Origin of the sequence: Streptomyces kronopolitis (assembly GCF_014646275.1) — a bacterium.
Lineage (GTDB): Bacteria > Actinomycetota > Actinomycetes > Streptomycetales > Streptomycetaceae > Streptomyces > Streptomyces kronopolitis.
In genome coordinates this window covers 82803-98304 of the sequence record NZ_BMND01000019.1, presented here as the reverse complement: position 1 = coordinate 98304, position 15502 = coordinate 82803, and the positions used below count along the sequence as shown (strand labels likewise).

The window sequence follows — 15502 nt, the reverse complement described above, 5'->3', positions numbered from 1 at the left end:
CGCCGCCGGGGCCGCGCACCCGCGCCGAATTCCCTTGCGGCACGCCCCCACCACCCCTTAATGTCACTGTGACGTTAAGGGGTGGTGCTGTTCAGGGTGCCCACGGGGGCTCCCGCTACCGGCTCGCTGATAGGCCTGGCGCCGGGCGACGCGCTCGGGTGTCCCACCGAGTTCGACGACGTGCCGTCGATCCTGGCCGGGTGCGGCCCGTGGCGGCGGACGGCAGGCCGAACACGGCCCGGCGGGCGAGGTGGTGGCGGCGGCGCGGCTGCGCGCGGACGTCGAGGCGCTGCACGCCCGGCTGGACGCCACCCAGGCCGTCACGGCCCTCCTGGACGCCCCCGCGGGCCGCGACGCGCTGCACGACCTGATCGCGCGGGCCCGCCTCAGCCCTGTGCGGACGCCTTCCGGGCCCGGAAGAGGAAGTCCGCCACCCGGCCCACGTCCGGCTCGGCCGGCAGCGGCGAGCCGGACACCGCCGCCTCCGCCTCCTCGGACAGCCGCGCCATCCGCCGCTCCACCGTGGACCAGGCCACCTCACCGCGCCGGACCGCCAGCAGCGCCTCCCGCTCCTCGCCGACGTCCAGGGTGAGCCGGCCCGTGCGGAGCAGATCGCGCGAGGCGGCCAGCAGCCGCAGCAGATGCATGGCGTGCTTCCAGCGGGGCGCGCCGTGCTGCCGGACATCGGCCCGCAGCTGCTTGAGCTGGCCGGTGGCGTACCCCGCGAAGGTGCGGTGGGCCTGCCGCGACAGGAACGCCCCGCGCAGCGCGAGCAGCTCGCGCCCGACGGCGTCGACGCGCTCCACCAAGGGGGAGTGCAGGCACTCCAGGGCGGTCGGGTTCGCGCGCAGCCCCAACTGGCAGAAGCGCTCCAGCTCCCAGGAGAACTCCTCCTCGCGCGGCCCCTCCACATGGGTGGGCGGCTTCTCGAAGCCCCAGAACAGCGGGGTGGGTGCGAGATAGACCCCGCGGCGGTCGGTGTCACTGCTCTCCGTGGCCAGCCCGAAGGCCCGCGAGCCCATCACGCACGCGTAGACGGTGTGCTCGGCGACCAGCGAATGCCCTGCGGCGGCTTCCGACATGGCGGAGATTGTCGCTGGTGGGAGGTCGAATGTCACCCGTTTGGCCGACCCTCGCCGACGCCCCGTCCTGCGCTCACGGTCGGTGCCCGGAAGATCGCCGGACGTGCGGACGCGGGCCCGCCCGTTCCGCCGCCCGGCCGCCGGGCACGGAATGTCGGTGCGGCTGGTTACGCTGATCGGGACGCGCACGGGTGCGTGCGGCGGCACAGGACGCAGGGGAGCAGTGACGTGGCGGTACGAGCGGTCCGCGGGGCCGTCCAGCTGGAGCGGGACGACGCGCAGCACATGCAGGAGCAGGTCGGCGAGCTGCTCACCGCCGTCCTGGAGCGCAACGGCCTGCTGCCGGACGACCTCATCAGCGTGTGGTTCACCGCCACCCCCGATCTGCACAGCGACTTCCCGGCCGCCGCGGCCCGCGCCCTGGGCATCACGGACGTCCCGCTGATCTGCGCCCAGGAACTGGACATCAACGGCGCCATGGAGCGCGTGGTGCGGGTGCTCGCCCATGTCGAGACCGACCTGTCCAAGGCCGGGATCGCCCATGTCTACCTCGGCGCGGCCGGGGCGTTGCGGAAGGACATCGCGCAGTGAGGACCGCCCTCGTCATCGGCACGGGCCTGATCGGCACCTCGGCCGCGCTCGCGCTGCACGCCCGGGGCGTGCAGGTCTTCCTGGAGGACCACGACCCGGCCCAGGCCCGCACCGCCGCCGCGCTCGGCGCCGGCACCACCGAGACCCCGGGGGCGCCGGTCGATCTGGCGATCGTGGCGGTCCCGCCGGCCCATGTCGCCTCGGCCCTGGCGGACGCGATGGGCCGCGGCGTGGCCCGTGCGTACATCGACGTCGCCAGCGTCAAGGGCGGCCCGCGCCGCGAGCTGGAGGCCTCGGGCCGCGAGCTGTCCGGCTACCTCGGCACCCACCCGATGGCCGGCAAGGAGCGCTCCGGCCCGCTGGCCGCCACCGCCGACCTCTTCGAGGGCCGCCCCTGGGTGCTCACCCCCACCCGCGACGGCGACACCGAGGTGCTCAATCTCGCACTGGAGCTGGTCGCCCTGTGCCGGGCCGTCCCGGTCGTGATGGACGCGGACGCGCACGACCGCGCCGTCGCCCTGGTCTCGCACACCCCCCAGCTGCTCTCCAGCCTCGTCGCCGCCCGCCTCAAGGGCGCCGACGAGACCGCCGTGCGCCTGTGCGGCCAGGGCATCCGGGATGTGACGCGGATCGCGGCCTCCGACCCGGCGATGTGGATCGACATCCTGTCCGCCAACCCGGGCCCGGTCGCCGATGTGCTCTCCGAGGTCGCCGCCGATCTCGACGAGACCGTGCGGTCGCTGCGGGCCCTGGAGTCCGCCGACGAGGACAAGCGCGGCGGCGGCGCCCTCGGCATCGAGGACGTGCTCCGCCGCGGCAACGCCGGCCGCGACCGGGTGCCCGGCAAGCACGGCGCCGCCCCGGCCGCCTACGAGATCCTCGCCGTCCACATCGGCGACCAGCCCGGTGAGCTGGCCCGGATCTTCGCCGACGCCGGCCGGGCGGGGGTCAACATCGAGGACGTCCGCATCGAGCACGCCACCGGTCAGCAGGCGGGCTTCATCCAGCTCATGGTCGAGCCGCAGGCCGTGCCGGTGCTGGCCGCGGAGCTGCGGGAGCGGGGCTGGTCCATCCGGCAGTGAGACCGTGGACGGGGCGGTGCGGGTGAGCCAGTAACCTTGTCCGAGGCCCTTGTGGCCCTTGGACCCCCGCCCCGTGTACAAGAAAGGTGTTCGTCACCGTGGAAACCGCCGCTCGGACCGCCCCGGCAGCAGTGATTGTCGCCATCGACGGCCCCGCAGGCACGGGCAAGTCCAGCACGTCCAAGGCCGTCGCCGCCAAGCTCGGCCTCGGCTACCTCGACACCGGCGCCCAGTACCGCGCGATCACCTGGTGGATGCTGAACAACGGCATCGACGTCGACGACGCGATCGCGGTGGCCGACGCCGCCGCCAAGCCCGTGATCGTCTCCGGCACCGACCCGGCCGCCCCGACCATCACGGTCGACGGCCTGGACGCCGCGGGCCCGATCCGCACCCAGGAGGTCACCGCCGCGGTCAGCGCCGTCAGCGCCGTCCCCGAGGTGCGGGCCCTGATCACCGACCTCCAGCGCTCCATCGCCGCCGAGGCGCCCGAGGGCATCGTCGTCGAGGGCCGGGACATCGGCATCACCGTCCTGCCCGACGCCGACCTCAAGATCTTCCTGACCGCCTCCCCCGAGGCCCGGGCGGCCCGCCGCAGCGGTGAGCTCAAGGGCAAGGAGGCCCAGGCCACCGACCTGGCCGCCACCCGCGAGGCGCTGATCAAGCGGGACGCCGCCGACTCCGGCCGGAAGACCTCCCCGCTGGCCAAGGCGGACGACGCGGTCGAGGTGGACACCACCGAGCTGACCCTGGAGCAGGTCATCGAGTGCGTGGTCACCCTCATCGAGGGCGCCGGCGCCGAGAAGGCGGGGCGGGTCGCCCGGTGACCGACAGCGGCAGCGCGCCGAGCGCGGCCGGCGCCGCGGTCGGCCGGCGGATCGGCATCGGCCTGATGTACGGGCTGTGGCGGCCACGGGTGCTGGGCGCCTGGCGGGTGCCCTCGGCCGGCCCGGTGATCCTCGCCGTCAACCACTCGCACGGCATCGACGGCCCGATGCTGATGGGCACCGCGCCGCGGCCGGTGCACTTCCTGATCAAGAAAGAGGCCTTCGCCGGCCCGCTGGACCCGTTCCTGCGGGGCATCGGGCAGGTGAAGGTCGACCGCAGCACCGCCGACCGCAAGGCGATCACCGACGCGCTCGGGGTGCTGGGGAACGGCGGGGTGCTGGGGATCTTCCCGGAAGGCACCCGGGGCGAGGGCGACTTCGCCTCCCTGCGGTCCGGCCTGGCGTACTTCGCGGTGCGCTCCGGCGCCCCGGTGGTGCCGGTGGCGGTGCTCGGCAGCACCGACGGCCGCAGCCGGCTGACCCCGGCCGTCCCGCCGCTGCGCGCCCGTGTCGATGTCGTCTTCGGTGACGCCTTCGCGGCACAGGAAGGCGCCGGTGACGGGCGGCAGGCGGGCACCGGCCGGCGCACCCGCAGGGCGCTCGACGAGGCGACCGTGCGGATCCAGGAGCGGCTGACCGCCCACCTGGACCGGGCCCGGCGCCTGACCGGGCGCTGACACCCACACTTGAGTAGTGGGCCGCGGACGGGCGGCCCACCGACCACGATGATGAACGAGGAACGGACTTCATGAACGACCAGAACCCCACCGGCGACGAGCACGGTGCGCTTGGCGACGCCGAGTACGCGGAGTTCATGGAGCTCGCCGCGGAAGAGGGCTTCGACCTGGAGGAGGTCGGGGGCGACATCGCCGCGGCCGGCCACGGCCCGCTGCCCGTCCTCGCCGTCATCGGCCGCCCCAACGTCGGCAAGTCGACGCTGGTGAACCGCATCATCGGCCGCCGTGAGGCGGTCGTCGAGGACCGGCCGGGCGTCACCCGCGACCGCGTCACCTACGAGGCCGACTGGAACGGCCGCCGCTTCAAGGTCGTCGACACCGGCGGCTGGGAGCAGGACGTCCTCGGCATCGACGCCTCCGTGGCGATGCAGGCCGAGTTCGCCATCGAGGCCGCGGACGCGGTGGTCTTCGTGGTCGACGCCAAGGTCGGCGCGACCGACACCGACGAGGCCGTCGTCAAGCTGCTGCGCCGCGCCGGCAAGCCCGTGGTCCTGGTCGCCAACAAGGTGGACGGTCCCTCGGGCGAGGCCGACGCCGCCATGCTGTGGTCGCTCGGCCTCGGCGAGCCGCACCCGGTCTCCGCCCTCCACGGCCGGGGCACCGGCGACATGCTCGACGCCGCCCTGGACGCCCTGCCCGAGGCGCCCGCGCAGACCTTCGGCGCCGCGCTCGGCGGCCCCCGGCGGATCGCGCTCATCGGCCGCCCGAACGTCGGCAAGTCGTCGCTGCTGAACAAGGTCGCCGGCGAGGAGCGGGTGGTCGTCAACGAGCAGGCCGGCACCACCCGCGACCCGGTCGACGAGATGATCGAACTCGGCGGCAAGACCTGGAAGTTCGTGGACACCGCCGGCATCCGCCGCCGGGTGCACCTCCAGGAAGGCGCCGACTACTACGCCTCGCTGCGCACCGCGGCGGCCGTGGAGAAGGCCGAGGTCGCCGTCGTCCTGATCGACGCGGCCGAGTCCATCAGCGTCCAGGACCAGCGCATCATCACCATGGCCGTCGAGGCCGGCCGCGCCCTGGTGATCGCCTACAACAAGTGGGACACCCTCGACGAGGAGCGCCGCTTCTACCTGGAGCGGGAGATCGAGCGGGACCTCGTGCAGATCCCGTGGGCGATGCGGGTCAACGTCTCCGCGCGCACCGGCCGCCACATGGAGAAGCTGGTCCCGGCGATCGAGACCGCGCTGGCCGGCTGGGAGACCCGGATCCCCACCGGACGGCTCAACGCCTTCCTCGGTGAGATCGTCGCCTCGCACCCGCACCCGATCCGCGGCGGCAAGCAGCCCCGCATCCTGTTCGGCACGCAGGCGGGCACCAAGCCGCCGCGCTTCGTCCTCTTCGCCTCCGGCTTCCTGGAGGCCGGCTACCGCCGCTTCGTCGAGCGCCGGCTGCGGGAGGAGTTCAGCTTCGACGGGACGCCGATCCACATCTCCGTGCGGGTGCGCGAGAAGCGCAGCAAGAAGAAGTAGCGGCACCCCGGCCGCGCGGGCGGCTCAGCGTCCGTGCGGCCGGGTATCCCGCGGGGCCGGCGGCAGCGCCGGCGCGTGGCCCCTGCGGTGGTGGTAGGGCTGCCGGTTCACGACCTCCCAGTGGCCGGCGGGCGGCTGCGGGGTGCCCCAGTCCCCGGCGCCGCGCAGCACCTCCGGGAGCTCCGGCTCGTCCGTACGGTCCCCGGGCAGCGCCCGGAAGGAGCGGCGGTACTCGGCGTACAGCGCGTCGTAGATCGGGGTGGCCGAGCGGTGCTCCGTGGTGTGCGCCGTCCCGTGTTCGTACGACGGGCGCATGCCGGGGATCGGGTGGGTGTACGGGGCGCGGGAGGAGGCGTCGTATGCGTGCACGTATGTGCCAACGACCCCGATGGCAGAGGGATGCGGCTTTCGGGCGGAAATGGCGGATCGCGAGGGCATGACCGTCCGGAAGGGCGGCCCTGTCCCCGCGATCGGGTACCGAGCTACGGTCAGGTGCCGGCCAGCGGCATCTCCGCGGCGACCAGGGCGCCCTTCGCCGCGGCGTTCTCCAGCGCCTGCCGCAGCAGGTCCTCGCGCGGCTGGTGGCCGATGCTGCCGGCCGGTGCGGCGTACATCAGCACCGACTGCGCCTTGTTGGCCGCGGCGCGCCAGCCGTCGGAGACGGCCAGCGGCTGGTGGGCCTGCCACCAGGCGGCCTGGTTGCCGCCGCTGCCCGGCTGGAGGACGGCGTGCAGCTTGCCCATGGCCAGCAGCGCGGACCAGCCCGGGTTCGGGCCGGGGAGCTGGTTCATGTCCGCCACCGGGTGGAAGCCCTGCTCCAGGAGCAGCGGGAGGAAGTCGTCGTCCGTGCCGGCCGAGCCGGGGCGGGCGATCGGGCCGTCCGGCTCGACCACCAGGGCCGGGCGCAGATCGCCCTCGATCAGGACCAGGCCGCAGGTGATCCCGAGGGTCGCCTGGCGCGGGGTGGTGGGCACCGGGGCGGCCGGCGCGGGCTGCGCTCCGGGCGCGGGGGCGGCGGCGTCCTCTCCGGTGATGGAGCGCACGGCTCCCTGGAGCTGCTCCTCGGACACCGGGACGACCTGCGAGGGGATGCAGGTGGCATGGGCGAACGCGAGCACCGCGGTCTCCTCGCCCACGAACAGGACGGTGCTGGTGCGCTCCTGGTCGCTGTCCCCGGGGGTCCGGCAGGAGGTGCAGTCATAGCTGCCGGGGGCGTCGCCACCGGCCAGCAGGCGGTCGGCTTCTTCGTCGCCGATCTCGGCGCGAACGTCGTCACTGACGTCGAGCATGCGCGGCACGGGTGGCTCCTCGATCTCTGTGCGTCTGCCGGGTGGTCTCCCGACTCGTACCAGGACAACGGGTGACCTGCGGCAGGAGTCACGCGAGGACGGGAACGGAATCGAACCAATCGCCGCACAGGGGAAATCAACGGAAAGCCGCCCCGCAAGCGGTCACATAGCGCCAACTCTTGGTCAGGACTTGGCGCAGTCGGGGCCGTTCCGTACGCCGGACCGGGTGGCAACGGGCCGGCGAGGGCGTGGCGCGCTGGTCAACGGCGGGCGGCTGCCTACCGTCACCGGCTATGTCGGACAACTCTTCGTCGCCACGGCGCTTCGCGGGATCCGTCGGACTCCTCACCTCGGCCGCCGCCGCCCTGGTCCTGTGCCTGCCCGGTGGTGCCGCCGCCTTCGACGGGCCGGACGGCAACGGCACGGGCGGCGGCAAGGCCGGGCACGCCTGCGCCGACGACCAGTGGCCGTGGGGCTGCCTGGCGGAGTGCGAGAGCAGCGGCGACTGGCACATCAACACCGGTAACACCTTCTACGGCGGACTGCAGTTCTGGCAGCCCACCTGGGAGGCCTTCGGTGGCCTGGAGTTCGCCTCGCGGGCGGACCTCGCCACCCGCGACGAGCAGATCGAGATCGCCAAGCGGGTGCAGGAGGCCCAGGGCTGGGGCGCCTGGCCGGTGTGCGCCCGGCGCTACGGGCTGACCGGTGACGGGGAGCGCAGCCATGTCGTACGGCGCGGGGAGACGCTCGGCGATATCGCCCGCAAGTACGGGGTGAAGGGCGGCTGGCAGGCCCTCCACAAGGCCAACCGCACGGCCCTCGGGGACAACCCGAACCGGCTCTCGGTCGGCACCAGGCTGCGGGTGCCCTAGGGCTGCCGTCGAGTTCCCCGGCGACCGCCGTCCGGATCAGGCCAAGCCGCGAAGCCTCCGCCGGCCGGTGCGGCTCGTCTCGCCCTTGTCTCCTTTACCTCCCTCACCTTCCGCCGCTCCGGTGTACCGGCAGGACGGGTGGACCGCGCGGTGAGCGACTCCTGCCCGGTCCGCGTGCGTACCGGCGACGGCGGCTTCCTGCCGGGACGGTTTCGCGCCCTCACCGGCGGTTTTCCGGTCCGGGGGCTACCGGGGCGGGGTGCGGCGCTCGGGAACGGCGGCTTCTGGAATTACTGATTCCAGTTCATTGGGGGTGGAGGGTATTCGCGGCAATGGGGTTCCGTAAAGCCGTTACCGATGTCCTAACTCTTTCGGAACAACTTGGCCCCGCCCGCCAACCCGGAACCTCCTTTCGGTGTCCTTCCGTTCAGCAGGGGGAAACGTCGCGCCATCAGGAGGGGAGTGCGACGTCACCCACGGGGAGACCAGCATGGACCGGAAGACCAGGGGATACGGGGACGGATGCACATCTCATTCCTGATTCACAACGCGTACGGGATAGGGGGGACGATCCGCACCACGTTCAACCTGGCCCGCACGCTCGCCGAGCGGCACGACGTCGAGATCGTCTCCGTCCTGCGCCACCGCGACGCGCCGGTCTTCGACCTCGGCCCGCGGGTCGCGCTGCGGCATCTCGTGGACATCAGGGAGAGCGCCCCCGGCTACGAGGGCGCGGACCCCGCGCACGCCCGCCCGGCCAGGGTCTTCCCCGCCGCCGAGGTCCGCTACCGCCAGTACAGCGAGCTGACCGACCAGCGGATAGCCCGGCACCTGGGCCGCACCGAGGCCGATGTCCTGGTCGGCACCCGGCCCGGACTCAACGTGCACATCGCCCGGCAGGCGCGCAGCGGCCCGGTCCGCATGGGCCAGGAGCACCTCACCCTGGACACCCACCACCCCGAGCTCAAGCTGGCGCTGCGCAGCGCCTATCCGCGCCTCGACGCGGTCACCACCGTCACCGAGGCCGACGCCCGCTCCTACCGCCGCACGCTGCGGCTGCCCGGGGTGCGCATCGAGGCCGTGCCCAACAGCGTGCCGGCGCCCGCCGTCGAGGCCGCCGACGGCAGCGGCAAGTGGGTCGTCGCGGCCGGCCGGCTCACCCGCGTCAAGCGCTACGACGTGCTCATCCGCGCCTTCGCCCAGGTCGTCGCCGCGCGGCCCGACTGGCGGCTGCGGATATACGGCGGCGGCACGGAGAAGGCCGCCCTGCGCGCGCTGATCGAGGAACTCGGCCTGTACAACCACGTCTTCCTGATGGGCCCGGCCAACCCCCTGGAGGCCGAGTGGGCCAAGGGCTCGATCGCGGCCGTCTCCTCCAGCCTGGAGTCCTTCGGCATGACGATCGTCGAGGCCATGCGCTGCGGCCTGCCGGTCGTCGCCACCAACTGCCCGCACGGCCCCGGCGAGATCATCGCCGACGGGGTGGACGGCAAGCTGGTGCCGGTCGGCGACCCGCAGGCGCTGGCCGGCTCGCTGCTCACGCTGATCAACGACGACGACGCCCGCATACGGATGGGCGGCGCCGCGCTGGCCGCGTCCGCCCGCTTCGACCCCGCCACGGTCGCCGGGCGCTACGAGGACCTTTTCGGGGAACTGCTCGCCCGCCGCCGGGGAAGCCGGCTGCAGTGCGGACTGCATCGCGCCCGGGGAGCCCTGCTCAGCGGCGCGTACGCCACCAAGGATGCGGCCCGCGCCGCGCTGAGAGGGGTGCGGACGGCATGACGGCGCCGAGCCGGCTGACCGCGACCGGACACGACACGAAGGAGTCCTCCGCCATCGACCAGGAACCCGAGGCTCCGGACAGACCGGGGCCCGACGGCACCGAACCGCCGCCGGAGCGGGGCGCAGCGACGGCGCCGGCGGAGCTGCGGGCCGACTGCATCGCGGACTCCGCGGGCGGTCTCACCTTCGATCTGAGCGTCCCTGGGGACCTGCACCTCAACTGGAGCGCGGCGCTGGTGCTGCGGCTGCGCGGCGGCGACGGCGCGGACGACGCGGTGCGGCTGCCGCTCGGGCCGAACGGCGCCGGCCGGCTGCGCGCCGTGCTGCCCAGCACCGTCGCGCTCGCCGAGGGCCGCTGGAACGCCTACGCCGACCTCGGCGACGGCGAGGACCCCCGGCGCCTGCTGCCGGGCATCAACGACCTGCGCTCGCTGGTGGACCGCCGGCCGCTGGCGGGCATCGGCCGGCTCGGCGTGCGCATCCCGTACGCGACCAAGTTCGGCAACCTCGCGCTGCGCAGCTGGCTGCGCGGCCCGCACGCCGAGGCCGGCGACATCCTCGTCACGCCCGACGGCATGACGGTCTCCGGCCGGCTCTACGGTGCCGCGCCGGCCGCCGGCGCCCGGGCGGAGGCCCGGCTGCGCCGCACCGCGGCCTCCGCGGCGGCCCCCGCGGTCACGGTCACCGTCCCGCTGACCGTCGAGGGCGCGGAGTTCAGCTTCACGCTGCCCTACGCCGAGCCGGCCGGCCACTGGGAGGACGGCAGCGAGCCCTGGGACCTGTGGCTGCGCCCGGCGGAGGGCGCCGGGCCGGTGCGGATCGCCCGCCTCCTGGACGACGTCGCCGACAAGAAGCAGGTCTTCACCTACCCCGCGATGCCGGTGCCGACCGCCGCGGGCGACCTGCGGGCCGGGCCGTATTACACGCTCGACAACGATCTGGCCCTGCGGATCGCGGGACCGGTCGGGGACTGACGGGAAGCGGACCGCCGGCCGGGGCGCATCGAGGACCGCGGCTGTCCGCAAGGGCTGCGAGACTCGGGTCATGTTGGAGACCTCGGCACGGCTGCTTCGCCTGCTTTCCCTGCTGCAGTCCCACCGGGAGTGGTCCGGCGCCCAGCTCGCCGACCGGCTCGACGTCACCGCGCGCACGGTGCGCCGGGACATCGACCGGCTGCGGGAGCTGGGCTACCCCGTCCACTCCGCGTCCGGGACGGCCGGCGGCTACCGCCTCGGCGCCGGCGCCGAACTCCCGCCGCTGCTGCTGGACGACGACGAGGCGGTGGCGGTCGCGGTCGGGCTGCGCACCGCGGCGGCCGGCGGGGTCGAGGGCATCGAGGAGACCTCCGTACGCGCGCTGGCGAAGCTGGAGCAGGTGCTGCCGCACCGGCTGCAGCGGAGGGTCGGCGCGCTGAACGCCTTCACGGTGCCGATGTTCGGCGGCGGCCCCCGGGTCGACCCGAACACCCTCACCGAACTCGCGCACGCCTGCCGGGACTGCCGGCGGCTGCGCTTCGACTACACCGCCCACGACGGCACGCACTCCCGCCGCACCGTCGAACCGCACCGCCTGGTCTGCGCCCGGCGCCACTGGTACCTCGTCGCCTGGGACACCGACCGCGCGGACTGGCGCACCTACCGCGCCGACCGCATCACCCCCACCCCGCCGCACGGCCCGCGCTTCACCCCGCGCCCGCCGCCGGCCGAGGACCTCGCCACGTACGTCTCCCACGGCATCTCCACCGGCGCCTACGCCCGGCAGGCGACCGTGCTGGTGCGCGCGCCGCTGGAGCGGGCCGCGGAGCGCATCGGCCCGGCCGCCGGGACGCTGGAGGCGGTCGACGCGCACAGCTGCCTGCTGCGCACCGGGGCGCACAGCCTGGACGTGATGGTGGTGCACCTGGTGCTGCTGGGCTTCGACTTCGAGATCCGTGAGCCGCCCGAACTGCTCGCTCACGTACGGGAGATCAGGGACCGGCTGTCCCGGACGCTGGCAGCGGCGCCGGCGGCCGGTCCACCTCCGGGTGGTGCAGATCGAACGCCGGGGACTCCGAGCGGATCCTCGGCAGGGTCGTGAAGTTGTGCCGCGGCGGCGGTGAGGAGGTCGCCCACTCCAGGGAGCGGCCGAAGCCCCAGGGGTCGTCCACCGTGACCTTGGCGCCGTAGCGGGTGGTCTTCCAGACGTTGTAGAGGAAGGGCAGGGTGGACAGCCCGAGGAGGAAGGAGCCGATGGTGGACAGGGTGTTCAGCGCCGTGAACCCGTCGGCGGCCAGGTAGTCGGCGTAGCGCCGCGGCATGCCCTCCACGCCCAGCCAGTGCTGGACGAGGAAGGTGGCGTGGAAGCCGACGAACAGCGTCCAGAAGTGGATCTTCCCGAGGCGTTCGTCGAGCATCTTGCCGGTGAATTTCGGCCACCAGAAGTAGAAGCCCGCGTACGTCGCGAACACCACCGTCCCGAAGACGACGTAGTGGAAGTGGCCGACGACGAAGTACGTGTCGGTGACGTGGAAGTCCAGCGGCGGCGAGGCCAGGATGACGCCGGTCAGCCCGCCGAACAGGAAGCTCACCAGGAAGCCGACCGACCACAGCATCGGCGTCTCGAAGGACACCGAGCCGTGCCACATGGTGCCGATCCAGTTGAAGAACTTCACCCCGGTCGGGGCCGCGATCAGGAACGACATCAGGGAGAAGAACGGCAGCAGCACGGCCCCGGTCGCGAACATGTGGTGCGCCCAGACCATCACCGACAGGGCCGTGATGGCCATCGTCGCGCCGACCAGCATGACGTACCCGAAGATCGGCTTGCGGGAGAAGACCGGGATGATCTCCGTGATGATGCCGAAGAACGGCAGCGCGATGATGTAGACCTCGGGATGCCCGAAGAACCAGAACAGGTGCTGCCACAGCAGGGCGCCGCCCCACTGGGCCTCGAACACCACCGTCCCGAACTGCCGGTCCGACTCCAGCACCAGCAGCGCGGCCGCCAGCACCGGGAACGCCATCAGCACCAGGATCGAGGTGAACAGGACGTTCCAGGTGAACACCGGCATCCGGAACATCGTCATGCCGGGCGCCCGCAGCGTGATCACCGTGGTGATGAAGTTGACCGCGCCGAGGATGGTGCCGAAACCGGCCAGCGCCAGCCCCATGATCCACAGATCGGGCCCGGAGCCGGGGGAGCGGGTCAGCGAGTTCAGCGGCGCGTAGGCGGTCCAGCCGAAGCTGGGGCCGCCGTCCGGGGTGAGGAAGCTGCCCAGCACGATCAGGCCGCCGAAGAGGAAGAACCAGTACGAGAGCATGTTCAGCCGCGGGAAGGCCACGTCCGGGGAGCCGATCTGCAGCGGCATGATCTCGTTGGCGAAGCCGGCGAAGGCGGGGGTGGCGAACAGCAGCAGCATGATCGTGCCGTGCATGGTCACCGCCTGGTTGTACTGCTCGGGGCCGACGATCTGCAGCCCCGGACGGGCCAGTTCGGCCCGCATCACCAGCGCCAGCACCCCGCCCACCAGGAAGAACCCGAACGACGTGATCAGGTAGAGGTGGCCGATCTTCTTGTGGTCGGTGGTCGTCAGCCAGTCGACCAGTACGGCTCCGCGGCTCTGCGCCCCGGGAGGCCGCAGGTCGGCCCGGCCGGTGTCCGTCACCATCCGCTGCACCTCGTTCGTCGAGGGTGTACTGGGGCCCGGGACATGATCCCCGCGGCCGCGGCGCAGTGCGAGAGGGCGCTCCGGGCCGTTCCGGTGGGATCCGGCGGGTCGCGTCGGCCCGCCGGCCGACGCGCGGGCGGGGCGGGCCGCGACGTGCACGCGTCCGGCAATCGGGGCGTTGTGCGGGAAATGTGTTCGGAGTGTGTCTCGTTGGTCAATTTCCGGACGGCCGATAAACGGCATTGAGCGGCGGATATCCGGTGCTGCCGGGGGATTGTTTTCGGGCGCCGCGGCGCGCGGCCCGGACGGCCGATGACCGTTTTGTATTCGATCAAGGTGGAATTTCGGCTGCCGGCAAAGTCCACCCGGTTGCGCGGTCACGCGGCGCGTACGGGTGACGGAAGTCCGGCGGTCGTACCAACGCAGGCTGTGACACAAGTGTGACGAACGGCGGACCGCACGGTCACCGGAGTATGCACGGATGGGGCTCCCACCGCCCGACGGGCCGGGCTCCCACCGTGCGCGGACCGGGCTTCCACGGGCCGCCGCGGCCGCATACGGTGGCTGTCATGGCTGACCTACCGCACCTTCCGGACAACCCCGAGGACGACATCGAGGCCTACGTCGGCCTCGCGCAGGAGAGCGCCGAGGAGCAGGCCAGAGCGCGCGGCTGGACCACCGTCCGCTCCCTGCCGCCGGGCGCGATCATCACCATGGAGTACCTCTCCGGCCGCCTCAACTTCGAGGTCAAGGACGGCACGGTGCACCGCAGCTGGCAGGGCTGAACCCCCTGACGCACGACGAAGGCCCCGGCCGCTCCCTCGGGAGCGGCCGGGGCCTTCGTTGCGGGGTGGGGTGTGCGTACCGGCCCCGCGGTCGGTGCGGGCCGTCAGCCGCCGTCGTTGCGGCCGCGCCAGGTGGGCGGGCTCATCGGGGTGCCGCGGGGCATCCGGTCCGCGTGCGGCGGGCGCCGGGTGCCGGCCGGGGTGACCGGGGAGCGCTCGGAGCGGATGGTGTACGGCCGTGCCGGGTGGTGCGGCCAGCTGTCGGGGGAGTGGCCGGCGGAGCGGCCGCCCGTGCCGGCCGGGACGGTCTCGCGCACCAGCACCTCGCCGTCGGGCGCCAGGCGCTGCCGGGAGACCCCGGGGGCCAGCGCGCCGGCCGGCAGCGGGCCGCGCAGCGAGTTGGGGCGCAGCCGCAGCCACAGCCGCAGCAGGATGCCCATGAGCCGGTCCTCGAACCAGGTGACGCCGGGCTCCAGCCAGGGCATCGCCAGCAGCACCAGCAGCCCCGCGGCCCAGCCGAGCAGGACATCGCTGACCCAGTGCGTGCCGAGGTAGACGGTGGTCATCCCGACGCCGAGCGCGCCCAGCGCGGCGATCACCGACAGCGTGCGGCGGCGCAGCGAGGTGGTGGCGAGGTAGGCCAGCACGCCCCAGGTGACCACGGCGTTCGCGGTGTGGCCCGAGGGGAATATGTCGCCGCCCAGGTTCATCTCGTTGGCGCCGACCACGGTCGCGTAGTGCGGGCCGAGCCGGCCCATGCCGAGCTTGGCGGCGCCCACGGTGATGTTCAGCAGCAGCAGCGAGGCGCCGAGCACCAGCAGCGGGTGGAGGTTGCGCTGGCGCCAGCAGCGCCAGCCCAGCCAGGCCGCCACGGCCACCGCGGTCGGCCCGCGCTGGCCCAGTACAACGAAGTAGTCGAGGAAGGCATGGATCTCAGGCCACTGCTTGTACGGCTTGAAGAACATGACTTGCCAGTCGAGCGTGACCAGCCATGAAGTGACCAGCACACCGACCACGATCGCCAGGTACACCGCCAGCGTGCCCCAGAACAGCCACAGGCGGGTCCGGGTCATGCGGGGTGGTCGGGCGCGATCGGTCGGGCGCTCCTCCATCTGGTCGAGCTTGTCATCGGTACGCACTCAATCGACGTTACCGCGTGTGATGTAGGTGCTTGGTCAAACTGTGCGCTTTGTAATGACGATGTGATGTGGAATGTGTCTCAAACGAGGCTTCGCCGAAGGGATTTGCAAGGGAATTCCTGGCGATTCTCAATCGCTTCCCGTCATCCGCGTGTCGGCGCCCCGGGCGCCTTATCTGCTTTTCTCCGGAGGGAGTTT

General features: G+C 72.9%; 15 protein-coding genes and 1 pseudogene. 11 read left to right on the top strand and 5 right to left on the bottom strand.

The annotated features are described in order from the left end of the window. Positions 1 to 81: 81 nt before the first annotated feature. Positions 82 to 216, top strand: a pseudogene (locus tag IEY78_RS34565) (ADP-ribosylglycohydrolase family protein); the annotation flags it as partial. Between the two features lie 170 nt (positions 217 to 386). Here the strand turns inward: IEY78_RS34565 and IEY78_RS20805 are convergent. Then, positions 387 to 1082: a nucleotidyltransferase domain-containing protein gene (locus IEY78_RS20805; protein WP_189100458.1), complete on the bottom strand. Its 696-nt coding sequence runs from the start codon at positions 1080 to 1082 to the stop codon at positions 387 to 389. A gap of 228 nt (positions 1083 to 1310) precedes the next feature. Here IEY78_RS20805 and aroH point away from each other — a divergent pair, with 228 nt between their 5' ends. The 5 genes from aroH (at position 1311) to der (ending at position 5791) form a co-directional block, all read left to right on the top strand. Next, a complete protein-coding gene (aroH, locus tag IEY78_RS20800; protein ID WP_189100456.1) occupies positions 1311 to 1673 on the top strand; it encodes a chorismate mutase in 363 nt (120 codons plus the stop codon). Then, positions 1670 to 2755: a prephenate dehydrogenase gene (locus tag IEY78_RS20795; RefSeq protein WP_189100454.1), complete on the top strand. Its 1086-nt coding sequence runs from the start codon at positions 1670 to 1672 to the stop codon at positions 2753 to 2755. Before aroH ends, IEY78_RS20795 begins: the two co-directional genes overlap by 4 nt. A gap of 86 nt (positions 2756 to 2841) precedes the next feature. Next, positions 2842 to 3582, top strand: coding sequence for a (d)CMP kinase (gene cmk, locus IEY78_RS20790; RefSeq protein ID WP_189100452.1), 741 nt, complete (start codon positions 2842 to 2844; stop codon positions 3580 to 3582). Next, positions 3579 to 4259, top strand: a complete 681-nt coding sequence (locus tag IEY78_RS20785) for a lysophospholipid acyltransferase family protein (RefSeq protein ID WP_189100450.1) — start codon at positions 3579 to 3581, stop codon at positions 4257 to 4259. Before cmk ends, IEY78_RS20785 begins: the two co-directional genes overlap by 4 nt. Positions 4260 to 4330: 71 nt before the next feature. Continuing rightward, positions 4331 to 5791, top strand: coding sequence for a ribosome biogenesis GTPase Der (der, locus tag IEY78_RS20780; protein ID WP_189100448.1), 1461 nt, complete (start codon positions 4331 to 4333; stop codon positions 5789 to 5791). 24 nt (positions 5792 to 5815) lie between these two features. Here der and IEY78_RS20775 read toward each other — a convergent pair whose 3' ends face one another. Next, entirely contained in the window at positions 5816 to 6160 is a 345-nt protein-coding gene (locus tag IEY78_RS20775) for a hypothetical protein (RefSeq protein ID WP_189100446.1), read from the bottom strand. Positions 6161 to 6279: 119 nt separating this feature from the next. Beyond that, a complete protein-coding gene (locus tag IEY78_RS20770; RefSeq protein WP_189100444.1) occupies positions 6280 to 7089 on the bottom strand; it encodes a DUF8842 C-terminal domain-containing protein in 810 nt (269 codons plus the stop codon). 284 nt (positions 7090 to 7373) lie between these two features. Here IEY78_RS20770 and IEY78_RS20765 point away from each other — a divergent pair, with 284 nt between their 5' ends. From IEY78_RS20765 to IEY78_RS20750, 4 genes are all read left to right on the top strand, one after another. After that, positions 7374 to 7952 (top strand): LysM peptidoglycan-binding domain-containing protein, encoded by a 579-nt coding sequence (locus IEY78_RS20765; protein WP_189100442.1) that lies wholly within the window; start codon positions 7374 to 7376, stop codon positions 7950 to 7952. A gap of 522 nt (positions 7953 to 8474) precedes the next feature. Continuing rightward, complete coding sequence (locus IEY78_RS20760; RefSeq protein ID WP_189100440.1) at positions 8475 to 9734, top strand: glycosyltransferase family 4 protein; 1260 nt, start codon at positions 8475 to 8477, stop codon at positions 9732 to 9734. Continuing rightward, the gene (locus IEY78_RS20755) at positions 9731 to 10708 is read left to right on the top strand and encodes a hypothetical protein (RefSeq protein ID WP_189100438.1); all 978 of its coding nucleotides are present in this window, start codon (positions 9731 to 9733) and stop codon (positions 10706 to 10708) included. The genes IEY78_RS20760 and IEY78_RS20755 overlap by 4 nt, the downstream gene beginning before the upstream one ends. A 70-nt stretch (positions 10709 to 10778) precedes the next feature. Next, complete coding sequence (locus tag IEY78_RS20750) at positions 10779 to 11810, top strand: helix-turn-helix transcriptional regulator (RefSeq protein WP_189100436.1); 1032 nt, start codon at positions 10779 to 10781, stop codon at positions 11808 to 11810. Here IEY78_RS20750 and ctaD read toward each other — a convergent pair. Beyond that, positions 11701 to 13380: an aa3-type cytochrome oxidase subunit I gene (gene ctaD, locus IEY78_RS20745; RefSeq protein ID WP_189100434.1), complete on the bottom strand. Its 1680-nt coding sequence runs from the start codon at positions 13378 to 13380 to the stop codon at positions 11701 to 11703. The two genes, IEY78_RS20750 and ctaD, sit on opposite strands and share 110 nt — an antisense overlap. Before the next feature lie 569 nt (positions 13381 to 13949). On the opposite strand from ctaD, the gene IEY78_RS20740 reads away from it, so the two are divergent. Beyond that, on the top strand, positions 13950 to 14165 hold the full coding sequence (locus IEY78_RS20740) for an I78 family peptidase inhibitor (RefSeq protein WP_189100432.1): 216 nt from the start codon (positions 13950 to 13952) through the stop codon (positions 14163 to 14165). A 104-nt stretch (positions 14166 to 14269) separates the two neighbouring features. Here IEY78_RS20740 and IEY78_RS20735 read toward each other — a convergent pair whose 3' ends face one another. After that, complete coding sequence (locus IEY78_RS20735; protein WP_189100430.1) at positions 14270 to 15304, bottom strand: phosphatase PAP2 family protein; 1035 nt, start codon at positions 15302 to 15304, stop codon at positions 14270 to 14272. Between the last annotated feature and the right edge of the window lie 198 nt (positions 15305 to 15502).

What these genes read in the sequence shown, in the direction of transcription:
- IEY78_RS20805 (WP_189100458.1), bottom strand. Translation starts at nt 1,082, where the DNA reads ATGTCGGAAGCCGCCGCAGGGCATTCGCTGGTCGCCGAGCACACCGTC.
- der (WP_189100448.1), top strand. Translation starts at nt 4,331, where the DNA reads ATGAACGACCAGAACCCCACCGGCGACGAGCACGGTGCGCTTGGCGAC.
- IEY78_RS20765 (WP_189100442.1), top strand. Translation starts at nt 7,374, where the DNA reads ATGTCGGACAACTCTTCGTCGCCACGGCGCTTCGCGGGATCCGTCGGA.
- IEY78_RS20760 (WP_189100440.1), top strand. Translation starts at nt 8,475, where the DNA reads ATGCACATCTCATTCCTGATTCACAACGCGTACGGGATAGGGGGGACG.
- IEY78_RS20755 (WP_189100438.1), top strand. Translation starts at nt 9,731, where the DNA reads ATGACGGCGCCGAGCCGGCTGACCGCGACCGGACACGACACGAAGGAG.
- IEY78_RS20750 (WP_189100436.1), top strand. Translation starts at nt 10,779, where the DNA reads ATGTTGGAGACCTCGGCACGGCTGCTTCGCCTGCTTTCCCTGCTGCAG.
- ctaD (WP_189100434.1), bottom strand. Translation starts at nt 13,380, where the DNA reads ATGGTGACGGACACCGGCCGGGCCGACCTGCGGCCTCCCGGGGCGCAG.
- IEY78_RS20740 (WP_189100432.1), top strand. Translation starts at nt 13,950, where the DNA reads ATGGCTGACCTACCGCACCTTCCGGACAACCCCGAGGACGACATCGAG.